The following is a 19,508-nucleotide window of genomic DNA, read 5'->3' on the forward strand; positions in this document are numbered from 1 at the left end:
AAAGCCCCTTTGGGGCTTTTTTTATACAATTAATAAAAATAAAACGAGGAAGTAGATAAGTGGCCAACAAAACCAACCTGAGTATTGGCGCGGTGATCATACTATTGATTGCTGCATATTTCGGAATCGATCTTCAAGAAAATCAATTACAAACATCGACACCATCAGTCGCGGTAGAGCCCTCTACACAGACCAGCCAACCGCAAAATCAAGTACTTGATGGCACAGCAAAAATTGCCCAAGCGTTTCAAAACCGGAAAAGTAATATTCAAGTTCAATCACAAGGGCGTGTTGTGGCTGTGCTTAAAGATGATAATGATGGTTCTCGTCATCAAAAATTTATTGTAGAACTCCCTAATGCAATGACGGTTTTGGTTGCACATAATATTGATTTGGCACCACGCATTGAACGCTTACAAAAAGGCGATACCGTTGGTTTCAATGGTGAATACGAATATAGTGAAAAAGGCGGGGTGATCCACTGGACACATCACGATCCACAACAGCGCCATGAAGGTGGTTGGTTAAAACACCAAGGAAAAACCTATCAGTAGTAGAGCAATTTTGTTCTATACGTTTTGCTGAATCGCAGTATGCTGAGTGTTCAGGAGAGGCCAACTCATGCACGAAATCAGACCCAGTGAATTTGTAAATTACCATCATGTTCAGGAACTTGATGGTCTTGAAATGTTAAAAGCCTCCTATCAGCATACGCAGTTTTCAAAACATACCCATGAAGGCTATTGTATTGGTTTAATTGATGAAGATGCACAATCCTTTTTGCGCACAGGAAATCAGCATATTGCGCCGCAAGGCGATATTATTTTGGTCAATGCTGATGAGGTACATACGGGTTCTTCTGCTGTTGAAACTGGTTGGTGTTATCGGGCAATTTATCCGACCCCTGAAATGATCCAAGAGGTGAGTCAAGATTTTTTTCATGAAGCCGGCACTATGCCGTGGTTTCCGCAAGCTGTGGTTCATGATGAAGGACTAGCCGAACAATTGAATTTGCTGTTCGATTTGTTGTTACAGCCGAAAAATATACTGTTTAAGCAGAGTTTATATATTTCAACTTTGGCTTATTTATTAAGTCGTTATAATCAATCTAAAAAAATATTAAAAGACTTGCCTGAAGCGCAGCGTAAAGTGGTCTTGGTACAAGAACTACTTGCTGCGGAACCTGAAAGAGAGCATCAACTGGCCGAGCTCGCCGCTGTCGTCGGGATGAGCCCATGGCATTTATTACGTCAATTTAAAAAGTTTACTGGACTTCCACCTCATGCATGGTTGGTACAGTTTCGATTACGTAAATCATTATATTTACTTAAACAAGGCTGCGAGATTGCGACAGTCGCACAACTCTGTGGTTTCTCCGATCAAAGCCATTACACTCGTCATTTTAAAAAGTCTTTGGGCTGTACGCCTGCGCAATATCTGGCACATAAAATTTAAAATAACAGCAATTTCATACAAGAAAGCCATCTAAGGTATGCCGCATATTGACTCTAGCGAATTGAAAAATGGAGTCTGCTGTGCAGTCGTAATTGATCCAACAAAAAAGTTTAAGCTTTTTCCGTGGTGTACAGGATATGTTGCCGCTTTCAGTCGCCGTTATTCCATGGGGAATATTGGCAGGCTCAGCAGCGATTAATGCGGGCCTGAGTGTCATGCAAGCTGTAGGCATGTCAGCGTTAGTGTTTGCAGGTGCGGCACAATTGGTCAGTTTGAGTATGCTCATGACGGGTGCATCTTTACTGAGTATTCTGATCACCGTATTTTTTTTAACCAGTCAGCACTTTATTTATGCACTGAGTTTAAGAGAGGAAGTGAAGCCATGGTCACTCAAAAGAAGACTGAGCATCGGCTTTTTGCTAACCGATGAACTCTACGCCACCGCGATGCTGAAGGAAAAGCCGTCTTATGCCTATATGTTGGGTGCAGGATTCAGCTTTTATGTCAGTTGGGTGTTGTTTAGTCTAATGGGTATTTTGCTAGCAAATAAAGTACCTGATCTTTCAACTCTCCACTTAGAATTTTCAATTGTGGTGGTGCTCTTGGTTATGGCTGTGATGCTGATTCAAAATAAGGCCGCAATTTATGGCGTGGTGAGTTCATCGATCATGGTGCTGATTTTGAGTTGGTTCGAGCTTGGATCAGCTATTTTGCTGGCTGGATTTAGTGGCATGTGGGTTGCTGCGCTCTTTGATCGAGTGGAGGACTAAAACATGACCTGGTTATTTGTTTTGAGCTTGACCTGTGTCACCTTTTTTAATCAGTATTTATTTTTAGAGCCTAAAACTCAAATTCGGCTGCCTAAATTTGCGACACGCATGCTGAAATATGCGGCGCCTTGCCTGATGGTTTCGATTTGTTTGCCACTGGTTTTTTTCGAAGGCGGATACTGGAAAGGGGTATTTGAAAATAGCTATTTTTATGGGGCAATTTTTACGCTGTTAGTCACTCTTTTGACGAGAAAATTATTGCTTAGTATTTTGCTGAGTTTAGGTTTTTTTTACGGTCTGAATCTGTTATTCGATTTCTAGCATTTCATCAGCAAATAGGCCCATAAAATACCGAAAAAAGGATAAAAAAGTGTGAGAGCCCGATCTTTTTCATTGCTTTTAAATTTGTGTTGCTCTAAATGCTCACCATTTGCGATTTTTTCTATGTCTATCAAATTGGCGTAGCTTTGATTGAGGAACTAAAAAAGTTGAAAATAGAGCAAATGAGGCGGGGTTTGAGAACTTTGAAGAAATAAGAAGGTTTTCTTTTTAGTTTTGGTCCATAGAATTGAGTCAATTATATAAAACAAGCAGGGCAATAGTGAATCTAATATCGCAAAAATGGCGCTTAATTTACTAGGTAATTCATAAAATCATTTGAATTTGACGAATGCTTAAAACTACAGTTCAGGGTGGGTAGAAAAATTGGCTTTGATCAGATAAGAATGAGCCGAGAAAATATTTAATTCTGCTAGTCTTCCACCGCTGTAAAAATGTGAGCGCACTCACTTCAAAAAATCGGATCGATTAGATTTCGCATCTTATACAAACTAAGCATCTGGTAGAGATCAAATGATGGAGATCGAGCTGTTTACGATTGTGTAAAACATTAGGCAAAGATAGGACAATAAAAAAGCCACATTACTGTGGCTTTGCTGTCAAATGCGTGCTGTAGGAAAGAATCTTAAGAGTTTGGTCCATCAATACGTTCAATGCTGACTTTCGCAGTACCTGCATTGGTAATACCCAGTTGCTTAGCAGCACCATAAGAAAGATCAAGCACGCGGTTACCGTGGAATGGGCCGCGGTCATTTACTTTAACCACAACACTTTTACCATTGGTTTTATTCGTTACACGAATAAAGCAGTTTAGTGGCAAGCTACGATGAGCTGCAGTTAATGCATTCATATCGAATGTTTCACCACTTGCTGTTTTACGACCGTGGAACTGACGACCATACCAAGACGCCATGCCCGTTTGACTAAACTTACGTACTGTATTTGATGCAACAGTATTTAACTTTTCAATCACTGAAGGCTCTTCTTCAGGGATCTCAATTTTTGCAGCGATTGTTTCGCGACGAATCTTATCGCCTGAACGTTCAGTGATTGAAAGGCTATTTAAATTTGAGAAGTGTGAGTTGAAGCCTTGAGCATCTTTATTCAAGACACGCGCAGCTAGGCGAGAGTTATCGTTATCATTGGTAAATGATGACTGAACCATCTCTGCTTGCGATTGGCTCAGCGCGATGGTCGAGGCAATGGCCAGTATATATTTAAGTGAAGACTGCATTTATAAACTCCAAAAGACAATACTTTTTTCTTTAAACTAAGTGGTTGAAAGATAAAAAAACTTGCCTGTTAATTCACTTTTGCAACAACATTTGACGAAATGGATAATATTCATGCAGTCATAAGCATGTCTAGTGTTTAATTAAAATAACGATAAAAACTACATAAACCGAACATTTTTTGATTAAAAAATAATCAATATTGTAACAAGGTGTGAAAAATGCCGAAATTTACATCATTTTTAAATATTTTTTTATTGACATCTCAAGCTTGAGTAAAAAGCTAGCCCTATCGGCTAGCAATTTCAGCCCCTAATTGCCACACTGCAGTCGCATACATACGGCTCTTGTTATAGGTCGTAATCACCTGAAAGTTAGGGTAAGTGATGTAATAACTTTGCCCATAATTTTCCTGTAGTTGGATCACATTCACCATATCTAAATCATCGATTTTGACAATCGGATTGGTCGGTTGAATGCCCTGATTTTTTAAAACGCCATAAGGTGTCGGTAAAGTTAAATCTTTGGCAATGACCGCTTCAGGATTCGAGCCACTATAGCGTGCTGCGAATCCAATTGGCTGATTACGTTGCCAGCCATGATTTGCTAAATAGTTGGCAATTGAACCAATCGCATCGACCGCTGAATTTCGTAAATCGACATGACCATTGCCGTCATAATCCACCCCAAACTTTGGAATATTGCTAGGCATAAATTGTGGATAGCCAACTGCACCTGCATACGAACCTACAACCGAGTTGGTTGGCACGCCATCTTTATAGCTCCATGCGATTAAAGCACTGAGTTCATCTTGGAAATATTGCTTACGGCGTTCGTAACCAAAACCTAAAGTGGCTAAGGCATCACGGGTCACAAAATTACCTTTATTGCTCCCAAAACCTGTTTCTACCCCTAAAATGCCGAGAATGACTGATTGAGGTACACCAAATTGTTGTTCGGCGCGGTTTAAAGTATCTGCATATTGGGCTTTGAAACGGACACCACGTTGAATGGTGCTTTCCGCCATAAAGTTGGTTTTATATTCGTACCACGGTTTACTTTCACCAGGGCGGTTCATAATGTTGATGATGTTGGGTACATTTTTAGAACCATTCATCGCCCAATCGACTTGCTCAGCAGACAGACCATAATTTTGCATGGTTTTTTGTTTAAAGCTGTAATAGTCAGGATGAGAAGCGAAATCGTTGGCTTGGCAAAAACTGGTGATCGACAAAGCGCCAATCAATAAAGGTAAACGTTTAACTTTGTTATAAAAGTTTAAATTTAACATAGAAGTCTAATTTCCAGAGTCGTTATTGGCAGTGGAGCAAAGCGAATAGGGGAATGCCCATAGTTCGCGTTTCTGTTATGTCGAAATTCTTGTGAACGGAGTCTAGCGTGAATAGGCTTTAAGATAACATTGTCTGTACTGAAGCGGGCAAATAGGTATACAAAAAAAGACAAACTCAGCCTATATAAAGGACAGATCAATCAAAATGGCACAGTTTTTCAGGCAGAATATTTACGTGACTATATAAGTCAAGTTTTACTGACTGATATAAAAAGTCTTCCTTATATAGAGGCAATTAAAATTGTAGTGTTTAGGGTCTAGTGACAATGACAAAAAGATCTGGTCTCAGCTTATATATGGACTTTATATATGGCTTTATATAAAGACTAAGAAATTACAGCTTAGAAACCAAAATGACCCTACACAAGTAGAGTCATTTTGATCTGAAAAGTCTCGAAGACTTTTAGTACTTAAGCATGAAATAAGGTGTCGTGATATTCAGCTAAAGCTAAAAGTTCATCTTTGGTTAAATTGGGGATGATTTTATTGGCAGCAATATGCACTGCTTTAATGACAGCTGCAGAACCGATATCGGCTGCTTTACGCTTAATCATGCCCAAATCGAGGGTTTTATTAAAGTCATTCATGAAGTGGCGTACAGTCGCTTCAGCAAACTGTTTATACAGTTCGGTTAACGCGGCTTTATCTACTTCATTGCCTGCTTTAATTTCAGCATAGTTATATTTGAGGCTGGTCACTAAGCTTGCATCTAACGCTTCACCCACACGGAACTGACCTTCAGCATCTTTAAACAAGCTTTTTTCAGAAAACTGAATCGATGCTTGAACCACATCATTCGATGATTTGCCTAAAAGCTGCTTCAACAAAACCGCAACTGTTGACTTAATATAGCCAGCCAGTTTCTCGGCTGTGTCACGTTTATCACTCGGTGGAAAACGGCGAACTAACTCAGTCAAAATGGCATCAATAATTTCATCATTGATGAGGAGTGCTGTTTTATCACGAAGTGGATATAAAGGTTCACTTGAGTCTTTCTTCTGCTGAGCAGTTTGAATAGTCTGTAAAAGTTCAGTCGATGGAATAAAACCAAAAAATGGCATCGTGTATTAACCTCAATGTTCTTTATTTTATTGTCGTGCCAATCGAATTGGGCGGGGCATCCATGACACATCTGACACACGACAAGGGTTAATGTCTAAACCACCACGGCGTGTATAAGCTGCGTACACCATCAGCTTTTCAGGTTTCAAATTTTGCCAAATATCGGCAAATATTTGTTCCACACATTGTTCGTGAAAACCGTTGTGCTGACGATAAGAGATAATATAAGCCAGTATACTGTTATAACAAGGCTTTTTACCTTTATATCGGATAAATACCGTGCCCCAATCAGGTTGTCCAGTGACTGGACAGTTACTTCTGAGTAAATGCGAGTAAATCTGTACTTCAACATCTTCCGCAGCGTCATCTAATGTCAACAGATTTGCATTGGGATGATTTTCCAATTGGGTCGGAATCAGTTCATCTATACAGATGCCTTCAGGTTGACTAATTTCCACATCATCGACATGAAAAAGATCAATATTCACATCTGCGCCAGCCGCCGCCGATAAATCCTGTTCAACCGTTGCTTTAAATGCAGCTTTAGACTCAAACTGAGTAAAGTTCATGCTATTAAAGTAGAGTTTTAATGACTTTGACTCAATGAGGTTGGGCGATGTGGCCGGCAGGCTGATGCGACCAATGGCAACTTGAGGAACACCATGGTGATTTAACCAAGAAATTTCAAAAACATGCCACCAGTCTTTACCTTGTTGAATACCTTCAACATGTGCATAGTGCTCACGTGCTGTGGCACGGGCGATAGGAAAAAGAATATCGGGTTGATAAGTTGTAGGGTAATTGGTGTCTTTACCCAAAAGAGAATGTTCTACACTCATTATTCACGCATTCCTGAACCACGAGAAAGTAAATAGTAAGCAATGCCATAAAGCACTGCACAGCATATGGTCATAACAGATAGGGAGACGACGACGTTAACATCACTATGACCTAAGATACCGAAACGAAAAGCATTGACCATATATACAATCGGATTGATCAACGATAAATTTTGCCAAAAAGGGCTGAGTGCTGAAATGGCATAAAATACGCCACCTAAATAAGTTAAAGGCGTCAGCACAAAGGTTGGGATGATGGAGATATCATCAAAAGATTTCGCATACACCGCATTGATAAAACCACCTAGTGAAAATAAGAACGAGGTGACCAAGACGGTGTAAATGGTAACAAACCAATTGGTAATATAAAGGTCAGTAAAAAATAAACTCATGGCCGTCACAATGATACCGACCAAGACCCCACGACACACACCGCCTAAGACAAAGCCCCATAAAATGGCATGCAAAGGTACAGGACTCATGATCAGCTCTTCAATGCTTTTTTGAAATTTGGCACTAAAAAAGCTCGAAGAAACGTTAGCATAACTGTTGGTAATCACCGCCATCATAATCAGGCCAGGTACGATGAACTGCATATAGCTAAATCCGCCCATCTCGCCAATACGAGAACCGACCAAATTACCAAAAATCACAAAGTACAAACTCATGGTAATGGCAGGTGGAAGTAAGGTTTGCGGCCAGATGCGCATAAAGCGGCGAATTTCTTTATGCACCAGAGTATATAAAGCTACGCTAAGTTGATTTAAGTTCATGGCGTAGTTCCTTCGAGATTTTTTTCGACCATCTTCACAAACAGTTCTTCTAAACGGTTGGATTTATTGCGCATACTGCGGACTTGGATTCCTTGCGATTCGAGCAATTGAAATAAGTCATTGAGGGTATGCGCTCTATCCATGGTCACCTCTAAAGTCACGGTATCGACTAAATGGAAACGAACCCCAATGATGTCGATATGAATTGGTTCAATCGGTGCGGCCAAATCAAAAATAAAGGTTTCCTCATTGAGTTGATTAAGGAAATTTTTCATGCTGGTGTCTTCTTTAATGACACCACGGTCAATAATGGCAATTCGACGACACAGCATTTCCGCTTCTTCTAAATAGTGTGTGGTTAAAATGATCGATGTACCTTTATTGTTCATTTCTGTGAGGAAGTCCCACATCGAACGGCGCAGCTCAATATCAACCCCTGCTGTGGGTTCATCTAAAATAAGGAGTTTCGGTTCATGCATCATGGCACGGGCAATCATCAGGCGACGTTTCATACCGCCCGAAAGCATACGGGCTTGAACGCCGCGTTTTTCCCATAAGCCGAGTTTTTCTAAATATTCTTCGGCACGAACTTCCGCAATTTTTTTAGGAATACCATAATAGCCCGCTTGTGTGACTAAGATATCGAAGGTTTTTTCAAACTGACCGAAGTTAAACTCTTGAGGTACAACTCCTAAGCACTGTTTGGCTTGAGAGGGGTGTGTATCGAGATTATGTCCAAAAATTTCGACAGTGCCTGAGGTTTTCTTGGTCAATGAGCTGATAATACCAATCGTTGTAGATTTGCCTGCACCATTTGGTCCAAGAAGGGCATAGAACTCGCCTTCAGGAACAGTTAAATCGATGCCTTTTAAAGCCTGAAACCCATTTTTATAGGTTTTGGACAAATCTCTTAACGTCAATGCATCAGTCATGAAATTCTCGAATGATTAATAGTGGCACTATTGTGAGCGATTATGCCTAATAAACCAAGTAATCTACTCGCAATTCTGTGTTGCAGATATGGAACATTGTATAAAGCATAAGCAGGAAAATCACTCTAAGCTATATAGATGCTTTACCTTGTGATTTTTTTTGATATGATGTGCTCGCGCGCTCATAGCTCAACTGGATAGAGTACAGGTCTCCGAAGCCTGTGGCGTGGGTTCGAGTCCCGCTGAGCGCACCATTTTTTTTATTTTCCTTTCTGAAGCTATATTAAAAATACAGTTTTAAGCTCTATTTTCATTTCACTCAAAGCTACCTTCGTTATATTTCTTGCAACAATTTAAATGTTTATTGTTGCTCTATGACGACACTAGCTATTTGCAATAAATCTAAGTGTTGTAACTAATCATGGCGACTCTGTTACCGTATATGACGTAAATTGATCGAATTTATATAGAACAAGTAATTGGTTTGAATCAGTTTTTGTACGCTTAAAGCTTAGAAAATTTTATTTTCCAAGGCAAAATATTAAAAATTTAGTGCATGCGTTAGCATATGGAAGCCCGTGTATTTTTAGATATGGGCAAAATTTTAGTATCGATTGATGCAATTACATGAACTGATAAGACAATGTGCTTAGTACTGGTCTAGCTATAACAAATCGTGTTCGGCGCAGCATTTGATTATCATAAAAAATGACAAAATGATTAAAGTATTCCATCCAGTCACTTACGCGGGTTGATGTGTATTAAATTGTGATTTATGTCACTAATGTGATTTTATTTTGAGATAAATACTATAAAAATTAATATATTGGCTTATGTTTTATTCTTGATTATTCATGTAAATGTAATGTGCTCTAACAATAATACGACTTCCGTAAATCAGATGTGTAAAAGACCATGGACGTCAGTACTAAACAAAGCCTTTTAGTTTCTTGTCTTAAAAAAAGTTTATTTATCCCATTACTTGTAGGAACGCTTATCCTTACAGGATGTGGTGAGGAAAGTCGTTATTCAAACTCATCAAACAATGCTAATAACACCGTCGTTGATAATCCAGCAAATACTACGGATGATCCGAGTTTATATTTGGCAGATACACCTACAATTGAAACAGCAGACAACTTTCGTGATATTGCAGGAAATAGCATTTCAAGCAATTATGTTAACGCTGATGGTTTGAAATTAAGACGAGGCGTGATTTATCGATCGAACTATTTGCCATTAAATGAAACAGACTTAGAAACCTTTAAAACATTGGAAATTAAGACCGTTTATGATCTGCGGACCAATTCTGAAAGAGAAAAAAGCCCAGATATTTTAAGTCCCGATACTAATATTATGATGGTAAATATTGCTGGTTCAAAAGAGAGTGATCTACCGAAAGGAATTGCTACAGCTGAAGATATGATCAATTTTTTTAATAGCTCAATGGCGAATATGGCTGCGCATGATAAAGGCACTCAATTACGTTTCGGAGTAGTGATTAATAGTTTAATTTATACAGATGGTGTTCAGCTTTATCATTGCACAGCAGGCAAGGATCGTACGGGATGGGTTACCGCTGTGATTCAGTTATTGGTCGGTATGAAGTATGACGATGTCTTACAAGATTATCTTTTAACAAATGCGTATACCGCAGACCGTGTCAATGCGACGTATCAATATATGGTCAACACCCAAGGTGAAGCAGCCGCTAATATATATCGACCAGTTCTTGATGTGCGTGAAGAATTCTTTAAAGCACAATTCGATGAAGTCATCAAAGTGTATGGCAGTATTGATAAGTATGCGACAGAAGGTTTGGGCTTATCGGATGAAGATATTGAAAAGTTGAAAGAAAAGATGCTCGTCGGCTATAAATCAAAAAGTGCTTCATAATATCAAGCCGTAATAACGCCATCCGAGTTCAAAGCCCAAAGTAGAAGAGGGCTTTGGACTGACTGGGAAAACTAAACTTGAAGATTGCGATAGATGATTTCCCATTATTTTCGTTTAAAGAGTTTCATTGGTTTTTAGCATCAATGGATGCAAGTATTTTTAGTGATGATGGTGTTGTTCATGCTTTTCATCATAGTCTTGGCGAATACAGCAGCCTGCAACATATTGGCTGCTTCCATCGGTATAAAACTCTTCTTTCCAAACAGGCACTTCATGTTTAACACGCTCAACCGCTTCTTCACAGGCCTGAAATGCTTCTCGGCGATGTGGAGCATACGCAATGGCAATAATAGCTTTATCACCAATGTCTAATGTACCAATCCGATGTACAACCCGAACATAGCGAAGCGCATATTTTTCTTGTATCTCTTGTTCAATCGTTCTTATCATCTTTTCGGCAACAGGTGCAATAAGATGTATATTTCAGTGCCTGAACCGCGCGTCCTTCATGATGGTTTCGAACCGTACCAATAAAAATACCTGTTCCACCGCACTCTGGAAATGCTTGAATGCTGTCAAAATCCTCTAAATTAAGAGCAGTGTCTTGAATACGAGCAAACTCTAACATTTTAGCCTCCAGCAACAGGTGAAAGTAATACCAAGGTGCTATCTTGTACTAATCGACTTTGACGCGCCACAATATCTTCACCAATCGCACAAACACAGCGTTCCAGCAGGTCAGAAGCAGATGGATAACGTATTTTTATTTGATCAAGTACATCAGCAATTAAACTGTTCGGCACACAACTCAGGCTAAGTTCGGCAGGAAGATGCTTTTCAATTGCACCATAAGCCTCGATTTTGATATGAATGTCCTGCATGTTGCCTCTGTCAAAACGGGTTTAAAAATAGTTTGTTGTCTTCAGTTTATTGAATATTTATTAATTCACTTTAGCATTATTTAATTTGATCATCAAAATGGAAAAGTCAGTTTGTACAGACAAATAAAACACTATTTTTCTTATAGATGTGGCTATTTCTATCTATGACAGAACGGTTTGAATGATATGACTCGACTAAGAGTCTAATGACTTTTGGTAATCGTGCACTTCTTCAAATGAATTGAGGCTGTGGTAAGCCAAATGCGCATTTTGAATATCTACTGTTTGTGGCGACAGATCGTTGAAACAGTGTTTTAAGCTGAATTGTTGTTGGTGTAAATGGTTATTCAAGGTTTCTAGACTATTGCGTTTTAACAAACAAAAAGGGTAGAGCGCTTGTCCATTGATATTCAGGTAGACAACAGAAGAGTGCGGATGTTGTTCTAATGTGTGATGGAGGCGCGGCAATATATCTTGTGGAATATTGGTAATATCACACGGGATAAATAAAATATAATCAGCCTGCACATATGACCATGCCGTTTGAATACCGATTAAAGGCCCTAAAAAACCGGCATTATTATCTTTGAAACAGCGAATATCAGGAATCAACTCACTATATTGCGCATAATCGCGATGACTATTGATCCATATGTCCTGAACTTTTCCATCAAAAGCTGAATATATTTTTAACAACTGGACTTCATGGTCAAATCTTTGCAAAAGCTTATTGACCCCATTCATTCGTGTGGCTTTACCACCCGCTAAAATCACCAGTGCTGTTGCTGGGTAGTTTTGCATGATTTTGACCTAACATCCGTGTGTAGGGATATCAATAATAACCGTTCAATATTGAGATGTACGGTCTAGGACAAAGCTGTTCATGCCTTAGACCGTGTGCAAAAAAGCACTTGGTTTGTATCACTATCCAATCTATGTTGTTAGATGGAGATGAAATCGACATAGTCCAATGTTATAGGGGCATCAGATCGAGCAGGGATTCGAACAATACTATTGGCTCGATTTAAATTACTGAGCATGTGGGATTGTTGTTTGCCGAGTTTGGAAACGGTTAATTGTCCAAACTCGTTGACATCTAATACCATGCGAACCAGTTGCTCACGGCTGTCTTGTTTAATACTGTCGTTGAAACGAGCTTTTTTCCAAGCGGGTGCGGGAGACGTAACTCCCTGTAAAGCCGCCAATAGTGTCGATACATGTACAGCAAGACAGGTGAGCACAGCAGCAGGGTTCCCAGGCAAACCAATCAAATAAGAATGATGATGGTCTGTTTGATATTCAGCAAAATACAGCGGTTTACCCGGTTTTTGTGCAACTTGCCAGAAAATCTCTTTTGCACCTAAAGCCATTGAAACAGGTCGAATCAAATCATAATCGCCAACCGAAACACCGCCTGTAGTAATGACCACATCATAATGATTCATGGCATTCGAGAGCGCTTGTGTGAGTATCTTCTCATCATCAATCACATGCTCTAAATTCACTTCAGCAAAACCCTGTTCTTTGAGCCAAGTGAGGATCATTGGGGCATTGGCATCGAATACTTTAGATTGATTGTCCAGTTGTGTACTGACTTCATCACCAGTAATAAGCACTGCAATTTTAGGTTGGCGATAAACCTCGACATGCTGAACACCCGCCATACTGAGTGCCGCAATTAAACCGCTGCCTAAATGCTGGCCTTGTTGCGCAAGTGTTGTCCCGATGGATAACTCCTCACCTTGATAACGAATGTCTGCGCCTTTGTCCAAAGCTTGAGTTAGAGTCGCTTGTTTATGGCCACGCGTAATAATTTCCTGTCGAGCCACAGTATCTGCTGAGTTTGGCAGTTTGCCCCCAGTAAAAATACGAACGGTTTGTCCTGTTTGAATCTCAATATGTTCTTCAATACCTGCACGAATTTCACCAACTAATTCAAAGCTGGTAATTCCAGCTTGCAAGTCTTCAGAGCGCAGCGCATAGCCATCAACTGCACTTTGGGTAAATAGAGGCAAGGCAACTGTTGATGCAACATCTGCCGCTAAAACATGTCTATGCGCCTGTACTAAAGGCAAAGTAATGACAGGCAATGTTTGGACGGCGCTATAGTGTTCAAGAGCTTGATCGAGTGTAATTAAACCAACGCCAGAGCAACTCATTCATAACCTCCCGGATGCGGTAGATCACGGCAGACATCAAAAATATGAACCAAAGCCGGTAAAATGGCTGCCATAGATTCACTTGCACCACCACGGCTGCCCGGAAGGGTAATCACCAATGAACGGTCGATAAAACCTGCAACGCCACGTGACATCGCAGCATAGGGGGTACGTTTTTGTCCGAAAGCACGTGCAGCTTCCATCAGTCCATTGAGTTCACGTTCAAGTAAAGGCTCAAGTGTATCTACTGTAATGTCACGCTTGCCGATACCTGTTCCACCCACAGTAATAATGCAGGCATAAGATTGAGTGAGCTCTAAGACCAATGCTTTTAACTGATCGGCTTCGTCAGGTAAAATTTGATAGTGAATTGGATCAAAACCAGCTTCAGTTAAGGTCTCGACGACGGAGCGGCCAGCAGTATCGGGTTTACGACCTGCGGCAACGGTATCTGATAGAACCAATACTGCCGCAGAAACAGGCTGACGCAAATGACGTTTAAAGTGTGATTTTCCGCCTTTTTTCAGATCGAGTTTACATTGTTGAATGATCAGCTCATGCGGTTCGCAATGTGGTTTGAGCATGTCGTAAATGGTAAGAGCCGCAATACTGGCAGCGGTTAACGCTTCCATTTCTACACCTGTCGGCCCAATCGTTTCAACGGTTGCACGAATAACCACACGGTCGACAAGCAGTTCAAAATCGACATCGGCACGATAAATAGGTAGCGGATGGCACAGCGGAATCAGTTCATCGGTACGTTTTGCGGCTAAAATCCCAGCAATGCGGGCTGTTTTGAGAGCATCACCTTTTTCGGTATTGCCATCGGCAAGAAGTTGTAAACAATGTGCAGGGGCAAGCAGTTCGGAGCTTGCAGTTGCAACGCGATAGCTTTCTGGCTTCATGCCAACGTTTTTCATAAAGTATTCCGAAACATTGAAGTGTTGATCTAAAGTGAAACTGTTCGATCAAGAGAAAAAGTTTATGACGTATTTAGATAACACAAAAATAAAAGCGGATACAGTCGAATGACTGACAAACTCAAAATTAACCAGTTGATTAACCCCCTATGGCATGCATACTGATTTTGCGCGTTGGGGCATGTTGATGTTCAATAAACCCTGCTTTTTTATGCCACACAGCATTGAGAATCTGAGCTTGTAATAAAGCGGAATCTTTTGGTTGAAGTAAATGACGCAGCGGTGTTCCCCTATTGGCAAATAAACAGGTAAATAGCTCTCCCGTTGCAGTGATACGTAAACGGTCACAGCTTTGACAGAAGGGTTTGCTGATGGTGGAAATAATGCCTAATGTGTATTGATCATTAAGCAGATAAATGGTTGCAGGGTCATGTTGTCTGGCTTGTTTCTGAATCTGAAAATGGGGTTCAAGTATTTGGATAATGTCATCTTCAGTGATAACTTTTTCTGCCTGCCAGTGTTCAGGTTGATCTAAAGGCATATATTCAATAAAACGTAATGCGATCTTCTGCTGATAAGCCCATTGGGTCAGTTCAAGCACTTCATGATCATTTTGTCCTGCGACTAAAATACAGTTTAATTTTATCGGGAGATTGGCTTGCTGTGCGGCTGCAATGCCTTCGAGAACAGGTGCTATCGGACGTTTGGTCATGTTCATAAACGTGTCTGCATGAATGCTATCGAGGCTGATATTGAGATCATCTAGTCCTGCTTCTTTTAGCGCTCGTGCATACTTGTTTAAATAGGAAGCATTGCTGGTCATGGAAATACGTTCTAAGCCCTGTGCCTTGAGTCGATTCAAAGCATAAATAAAATTGACTACGCCTTGACGCATCAAAGGCTCGCCACCTGTTAAGCGGATGTACCGAATGCCTAAACTGACCATCATTTCACAAAATGTTAAAAGCTCTTCAAAGCTTAATATGTCTTTTTTGGCTAACCATTCAGGCATATCGGGCATGCAATAACTACAACGAAAGTTACAACGATCTGTCAGTGAGATTCGGAGTTTATGTTTATGACGGCCAAATTGATCGATCAGTTGCGCTGACCTATGTTCTAAGGGTGTAGTCGTCGAACCGTCCATAGTCGCTCCACTTCGTATTTACATACGATTTAGTTTTTATAAACAAGAGTATGAAATGTTTTATTTCAAAGATCAAACAGAGTCTTAAAGTCGCTTAGTTCGTTCATTTTCAAAAATGAGAGGGTGTGTTACCCGAACATGATCCATCAAATCATTGTCTTTTGTAATAATTCATCTATTGAAATTGCATGCCAAAAGGGTGATATTTTTGATCAGAAGTGTTTTTGGAATTGTGCCAAGAAACGCAGGCATGATGAATAAGAAAAGAGCAATAAAAAAGGGTTGAGCAATCCAAATCGCTTGCAAGTATGAGCAAAGCGAACAGTGAATTGATCATTGCAGAACTTTTTACCGAAGATAAATATTGAGGGCGGTGAGATGGAAAACACTGAAGATAAAAAGCATGATGAAGAAACCAGCTATGCACGAATAGAACCTTATACCAATCCTGCGGGTGGATGGGGCGCGTTGTTAAGTGTTGCAAGAAACTTAAAGAGACAGGAAGTTTTCAAAAAAGGTGCGATTACGCTTCTCAATATTAACCAACCCACGGGTTTTGACTGCCCAGGATGTGCATGGCCTGAAAAGAAAGATGCACATGCCTTTAACTTTTGTGAAAACGGTGCAAAAGCCGTTGCCTTTGAAGCCACTTCAAAACGTGTTACACCTGAATTTTTTGCGACCCATACGGTCAGTTGGCTGTCTGAACAAAGTGATTTCTTGCTTGAAGATTCAGGTCGTCTAACTGACCCAATGCGCTATGACAGCGCGACCGATAAATATGTGCCTATCTCGTGGGACGATGCTTTTGCCTTAATTGCAAAACATTTACATGCCTTGGATCATCCAGATCAAGCGGCATTTTATACTTCGGGTCGTGCCAGTAATGAAGCAGCATTTCTGTATCAACTCTTTGTCCGCTCTTTTGGTACCAATAATTTTCCAGACTGTTCCAATATGTGCCATGAGACCACCAGTGTTGGCTTACGTGACTCAATTGGTTTGGGTAAGGGAACGGTGACTTTAGAAGATTTTGATATCGCCGATGCGATTTTCAGTTTTGGGCATAATCCGGGCACCAACCATCCGCGGATGTTGGGGACTTTACGAGAAGTTTCACGGCGTGGTGGCAATATTGTTGCCATTAATCCCTTAAAAGAACGTGGTTTAGAACGTTTCCAAGATCCGCAAGCACCTGTTGAGATGATGACCAATGGCAGTACAACCATTAGTCGTTATTATTTCCAACCCAACGTGGGTGGTGATTATGCACTCATGTTCGGAATGCTGAAACATTTACGTGAATGGGACATTCAAACACTGGCAGCTGGGAAAAAGAGCGTTTTTGACCGATCTTTTATTGAGATGAATACGGTTGGTTTCGATGCCATGATGGAAGAAATAGATCGTACTGCATGGTCCGATATTCATACACATACGGGACTTAGCCCTGAGCATTTAGAATCTTTAGCTAAAATGTATTTGGATGCCAAAACGGCCATTTTCTGTTGGGGCATGGGGATTACACAGCATCGGCACGGGACTGCGAATGTACATATGCTCGCGAACTTAATGTTGGCAAGAGGGCATATTGGTCGTCCAGGGGCAGGCTTAGCACCGATTCGTGGGCACAGTAATGTGCAGGGCGATCGAACCATGGGGATCAATGAACGACCAAGCCCAAAATTGCTGGATAGTCTGGACCGAGTATTCGGCATTAAGTCGCCACGTGAACATGGTTTTGGCGTGGTGGATACCATTCAGGCGATGTATGAAGGTGATGTAAAAGTCTTTATTGGTTTAGGTGGTAACTTTGCTGTTGCCACTCCAGATACACCGTATACACAAGAAGGCTTACGTCGTTGTGATTTAACAGTACAGATTGCAACGAAGTTGAATCGTAGCCATTTAGTTTGTGGTAAAGAGGCATTACTTTTACCCTGTTTGGGCCGTACCGAAATTGATATGCAACAGCATGGGCCACAGGCAGTGAGTGTTGAAGATTCTATGAGTAATGTACATCTTTCAGCAGGGCGTAATGAGCCTGCTTCTAAGAATCTACTTTCAGAGCCTGACATTGTGGCGCGTATGGCAGCAGCCGTCTTGCCAGACAGTGATATCAAGTGGAAATGGTATGTAGAAAGTTATGATCGTATTCGAGATTCGATTGAAGAGGTCTTTGATGAATTCCAAGATTTCAATGCACGTGTCTATCAGCTGGGTGGTTTTCACTTAGAGCATCCTGCCAATCAGCATGTGTGGAATACGCCTGTAGGCAAGGCACAGTTCTTAATTACGCCGTTGGCTGAAGTGTATGCCGATAAAGAGAATAAATACGCTGAACAATATACAGGGGCAAAAGTCTATACCCTAATGACCACACGCTCTCATGACCAATACAACACAACCTTGTATGGACTCGATGACCGTTATCGTGGGGTATTTGGTCAGCGCCGTGTTTTGTTTATGAATGCAGAAGATATCGCTGCGGCTGGTTTTGTTGCAGATCAATGGGTGCATATCGAAAGTATTTATTCGGACGGTGTTAAACGTGTGGTTCACAGCTTCCGTATCGTACCGTATAACATTCCACGGGGTAGCCTCGCAGCCTATTATCCAGAAACCAATCCATTGGTTGCGCTCAGTAGTCATGATAAATACGCCAAAATACCGGCTTCGAAAAGCGTGCCTGTGATTTTACATGCAGGTCAAGCTCCTGAACATTTCAACTTGGCACAAGCAGTTGATCCTGAAGATGCCAATCAGATCGTGAATCGAGCTGGCTAGTTGATTCAATGCTGAAATGGCGCCTGATTTGTAGGTGTCATTTTTTTCATGATTGAAGGGTTGAGTGTTTAGGGAAGATTGGAAAATTATTATGGATATTCGAACGTCGAAGTTGAGTTCTCTGGGCTATGAAACTGTTGATATTCAGCGTCTAAGTGAAAATAGAGCTGTTGAACAATCTGATTTTGTGGTGCAAGAACACCCTATTGCTTTGGTTTATAATGGGATTTCCCATGCAGTAATGATGGCAACGCCAGCAGATATTGAAGTCTTTGCGAAAGGCTTTAGCTTGTCTGAAAGTATTTTGACGAGTTTGAAAGAGCTTTACTCTTTAGACATATACGAAACGGAATTTGGGATCCAAGTCGAAATGACGATTTCTACCCGCGCCTTTATGGCGCTAAAACAACATCGACGGATGATGGTTGGACGCACGGGTTGTGGTCTCTGTGGGATTGAAAGCTTGCAGCAACTTCATTTGGATTTACCTCAAATTACCACAGCCCTTTGTGAGGGATGGCTGGCTCAAATTCCCCAAGCCATTGCTCAACTCAATACCCGACAGAAAATCACCCAAATGACAGGTGGTGCACATGCGGCTGCATGGGTTGAAGCAGGGGAAATAGTGGCTTTGTTTGAAGATGTAGGCCGACACAATGCTTTAGATAAACTATTGGGTTATATTGCAAAACATCATTATGATGTGAATCAAGGTTTTGTCGTGATGACCAGCCGCGCCAGTTATGAGTTGATTCGTAAGTGTGCTCAACTGAATATTGCCTTGCTGGCGTGTATTTCAGCTCCAACCAGTATGGCGATTAATATGGCAAAGCAGTCAGGTTTGACCTTAGCGAGTTTTTGCCGCGGTAATGGTTTTGTTTTATATACTTGATATTTAAAATTTTGCTGTATAAAAAGTAAAAGGTTTTTCTTTAGGTCATCTGTGTCGATGACAGGTCTTTATT

The 19,508-nt window shown here is 40.8% G+C and carries 18 protein-coding genes, 1 tRNA gene and 1 pseudogene; 8 read left to right on the top strand and 12 right to left on the bottom strand.

The features are described 5' to 3' along the window. Positions 1-59 precede the first annotated feature (59 nt). The 4 genes from AC4MDD_RS05340 (at position 60) to AC4MDD_RS05355 (ending at position 2,546) form a co-directional block, all read left to right on the top strand. A complete protein-coding gene (locus AC4MDD_RS05340; protein WP_004695827.1) occupies positions 60-554 on the top strand; it encodes a DUF3465 domain-containing protein in 495 nt (164 codons plus the stop codon). 67 nt (positions 555-621) lie between these two features. Further along, on the top strand, positions 622-1,455 hold the full coding sequence (locus tag AC4MDD_RS05345; protein ID WP_491882410.1) for an AraC family transcriptional regulator: 834 nt from the start codon (positions 622-624) through the stop codon (positions 1,453-1,455). Between the two features lie 137 nt (positions 1,456-1,592). Next, positions 1,593-2,225 carry an AzlC family ABC transporter permease gene (locus tag AC4MDD_RS05350; protein WP_227518648.1) on the top strand — a complete coding sequence of 211 codons (633 nt, stop codon included), beginning with the start codon at positions 1,593-1,595 and terminating at the stop codon, positions 2,223-2,225. Positions 2,226-2,228: 3 nt separating this feature from the next. Then, complete coding sequence (locus tag AC4MDD_RS05355) at positions 2,229-2,546, top strand: AzlD domain-containing protein (RefSeq protein ID WP_491882411.1); 318 nt, start codon at positions 2,229-2,231, stop codon at positions 2,544-2,546. A gap of 643 nt (positions 2,547-3,189) precedes the next feature. Here the strand turns inward: AC4MDD_RS05355 and AC4MDD_RS05360 are convergent. The 6 genes from AC4MDD_RS05360 to AC4MDD_RS05385 form a co-directional block, all read right to left on the bottom strand. After that, complete coding sequence (locus AC4MDD_RS05360) at positions 3,190-3,798, bottom strand: septal ring lytic transglycosylase RlpA family protein (RefSeq protein ID WP_004695839.1); 609 nt, start codon at positions 3,796-3,798, stop codon at positions 3,190-3,192. 287 nt (positions 3,799-4,085) lie between these two features. Next, complete coding sequence (gene mltB, locus AC4MDD_RS05365; protein ID WP_062033930.1) at positions 4,086-5,087, bottom strand: lytic murein transglycosylase B; 1,002 nt, start codon at positions 5,085-5,087, stop codon at positions 4,086-4,088. A gap of 470 nt (positions 5,088-5,557) precedes the next feature. Then, complete coding sequence (locus tag AC4MDD_RS05370) at positions 5,558-6,208, bottom strand: hypothetical protein (protein WP_004695843.1); 651 nt, start codon at positions 6,206-6,208, stop codon at positions 5,558-5,560. A gap of 27 nt (positions 6,209-6,235) precedes the next feature. Next, positions 6,236-7,048: an NADPH-dependent 7-cyano-7-deazaguanine reductase QueF gene (gene queF / locus AC4MDD_RS05375; RefSeq protein ID WP_491882412.1), complete on the bottom strand. Its 813-nt coding sequence runs from the start codon at positions 7,046-7,048 to the stop codon at positions 6,236-6,238. Continuing rightward, positions 7,048-7,821 carry an ABC transporter permease gene (locus tag AC4MDD_RS05380; RefSeq protein WP_004982514.1) on the bottom strand — a complete coding sequence of 258 codons (774 nt, stop codon included), beginning with the start codon at positions 7,819-7,821 and terminating at the stop codon, positions 7,048-7,050. Before AC4MDD_RS05380 ends, queF begins: the two co-directional genes overlap by 1 nt. Next, positions 7,818-8,753 carry an ABC transporter ATP-binding protein gene (locus AC4MDD_RS05385; RefSeq protein WP_286405879.1) on the bottom strand — a complete coding sequence of 312 codons (936 nt, stop codon included), beginning with the start codon at positions 8,751-8,753 and terminating at the stop codon, positions 7,818-7,820. The genes AC4MDD_RS05380 and AC4MDD_RS05385 overlap by 4 nt, the downstream gene beginning before the upstream one ends. Positions 8,754-8,931: 178 nt before the next feature. Here AC4MDD_RS05385 and AC4MDD_RS05390 point away from each other — a divergent pair. Both AC4MDD_RS05390 and AC4MDD_RS05395 read left to right on the top strand, forming a co-directional pair. Continuing rightward, positions 8,932-9,007, top strand: a tRNA-Arg gene (locus tag AC4MDD_RS05390). 661 nt (positions 9,008-9,668) lie between these two features. Continuing rightward, positions 9,669-10,649, top strand: a complete 981-nt coding sequence (locus AC4MDD_RS05395) for a tyrosine-protein phosphatase (RefSeq protein WP_078389602.1) — start codon at positions 9,669-9,671, stop codon at positions 10,647-10,649. Between the two features lie 159 nt (positions 10,650-10,808). Here AC4MDD_RS05395 and AC4MDD_RS05400 read toward each other — a convergent pair. From AC4MDD_RS05400 to moaA, 6 genes and pseudogenes are all read right to left on the bottom strand, one after another. After that, positions 10,809-11,277 (bottom strand): annotated as a pseudogene (locus tag AC4MDD_RS05400) (molybdenum cofactor biosynthesis protein MoaE). 1 nt (position 11,278) lies between these two features. Further along, positions 11,279-11,530 (bottom strand): MoaD/ThiS family protein, encoded by a 252-nt coding sequence (locus AC4MDD_RS05405; RefSeq protein ID WP_201951988.1) that lies wholly within the window; start codon positions 11,528-11,530, stop codon positions 11,279-11,281. A 195-nt stretch (positions 11,531-11,725) separates the two neighbouring features. Next, complete coding sequence (locus AC4MDD_RS05410; RefSeq protein ID WP_201951984.1) at positions 11,726-12,331, bottom strand: NTP transferase domain-containing protein; 606 nt, start codon at positions 12,329-12,331, stop codon at positions 11,726-11,728. Positions 12,332-12,471: 140 nt separating this feature from the next. Continuing rightward, complete coding sequence (locus AC4MDD_RS05415; RefSeq protein ID WP_491882413.1) at positions 12,472-13,689, bottom strand: molybdopterin molybdotransferase MoeA; 1,218 nt, start codon at positions 13,687-13,689, stop codon at positions 12,472-12,474. Then, positions 13,686-14,609: a bifunctional molybdenum cofactor biosynthesis protein MoaC/MoaB gene (moaCB, locus tag AC4MDD_RS05420; protein ID WP_004982494.1), complete on the bottom strand. Its 924-nt coding sequence runs from the start codon at positions 14,607-14,609 to the stop codon at positions 13,686-13,688. Before moaCB ends, AC4MDD_RS05415 begins: the two co-directional genes overlap by 4 nt. Positions 14,610-14,748: 139 nt before the next feature. Further along, positions 14,749-15,756, bottom strand: coding sequence for a GTP 3',8-cyclase MoaA (gene moaA / locus AC4MDD_RS05425; protein WP_078389598.1), 1,008 nt, complete (start codon positions 15,754-15,756; stop codon positions 14,749-14,751). A 378-nt stretch (positions 15,757-16,134) separates the two neighbouring features. Here moaA and AC4MDD_RS05430 point away from each other — a divergent pair, with 378 nt between their 5' ends. Then, positions 16,135-18,543, top strand: coding sequence for an FdhF/YdeP family oxidoreductase (locus tag AC4MDD_RS05430; RefSeq protein WP_491882414.1), 2,409 nt, complete (start codon positions 16,135-16,137; stop codon positions 18,541-18,543). 91 nt (positions 18,544-18,634) lie between these two features. Beyond that, complete coding sequence (fdhD, locus tag AC4MDD_RS05435; protein ID WP_151836066.1) at positions 18,635-19,435, top strand: formate dehydrogenase accessory sulfurtransferase FdhD; 801 nt, start codon at positions 18,635-18,637, stop codon at positions 19,433-19,435. The last annotated feature ends 73 nt before the right edge of the window (positions 19,436-19,508 follow it).

It is taken from the genome of Acinetobacter sp. CAU_H_29a_1 (assembly GCF_058599505.1).

Coding starts and splice junctions, on each gene's coding strand:
- AC4MDD_RS05345 (WP_491882410.1), top strand. CDS start 622: ATGCACGAAATCAGACCCAGTGAATTTGTAAATTACCATCATGTTCAG.
- AC4MDD_RS05350 (WP_227518648.1), top strand. CDS start 1,593: ATGTTGCCGCTTTCAGTCGCCGTTATTCCATGGGGAATATTGGCAGGC.
- AC4MDD_RS05355 (WP_491882411.1), top strand. CDS start 2,229: ATGACCTGGTTATTTGTTTTGAGCTTGACCTGTGTCACCTTTTTTAAT.
- AC4MDD_RS05360 (WP_004695839.1), bottom strand. CDS start 3,798: ATGCAGTCTTCACTTAAATATATACTGGCCATTGCCTCGACCATCGCG.
- mltB (WP_062033930.1), bottom strand. CDS start 5,087: ATGTTAAATTTAAACTTTTATAACAAAGTTAAACGTTTACCTTTATTG.
- AC4MDD_RS05370 (WP_004695843.1), bottom strand. CDS start 6,208: ATGCCATTTTTTGGTTTTATTCCATCGACTGAACTTTTACAGACTATT.
- queF (WP_491882412.1), bottom strand. CDS start 7,048: ATGAGTGTAGAACATTCTCTTTTGGGTAAAGACACCAATTACCCTACA.
- AC4MDD_RS05380 (WP_004982514.1), bottom strand. CDS start 7,821: ATGAACTTAAATCAACTTAGCGTAGCTTTATATACTCTGGTGCATAAA.
- AC4MDD_RS05385 (WP_286405879.1), bottom strand. CDS start 8,753: ATGACTGATGCATTGACGTTAAGAGATTTGTCCAAAACCTATAAAAAT.
- AC4MDD_RS05395 (WP_078389602.1), top strand. CDS start 9,669: ATGGACGTCAGTACTAAACAAAGCCTTTTAGTTTCTTGTCTTAAAAAA.
- AC4MDD_RS05405 (WP_201951988.1), bottom strand. CDS start 11,530: ATGCAGGACATTCATATCAAAATCGAGGCTTATGGTGCAATTGAAAAG.
- AC4MDD_RS05410 (WP_201951984.1), bottom strand. CDS start 12,331: ATGCAAAACTACCCAGCAACAGCACTGGTGATTTTAGCGGGTGGTAAA.
- AC4MDD_RS05415 (WP_491882413.1), bottom strand. CDS start 13,689: ATGAGTTGCTCTGGCGTTGGTTTAATTACACTCGATCAAGCTCTTGAA.
- moaCB (WP_004982494.1), bottom strand. CDS start 14,609: ATGAAAAACGTTGGCATGAAGCCAGAAAGCTATCGCGTTGCAACTGCA.
- moaA (WP_078389598.1), bottom strand. CDS start 15,756: ATGGACGGTTCGACGACTACACCCTTAGAACATAGGTCAGCGCAACTG.
- AC4MDD_RS05430 (WP_491882414.1), top strand. CDS start 16,135: ATGGAAAACACTGAAGATAAAAAGCATGATGAAGAAACCAGCTATGCA.
- fdhD (WP_151836066.1), top strand. CDS start 18,635: ATGGATATTCGAACGTCGAAGTTGAGTTCTCTGGGCTATGAAACTGTT.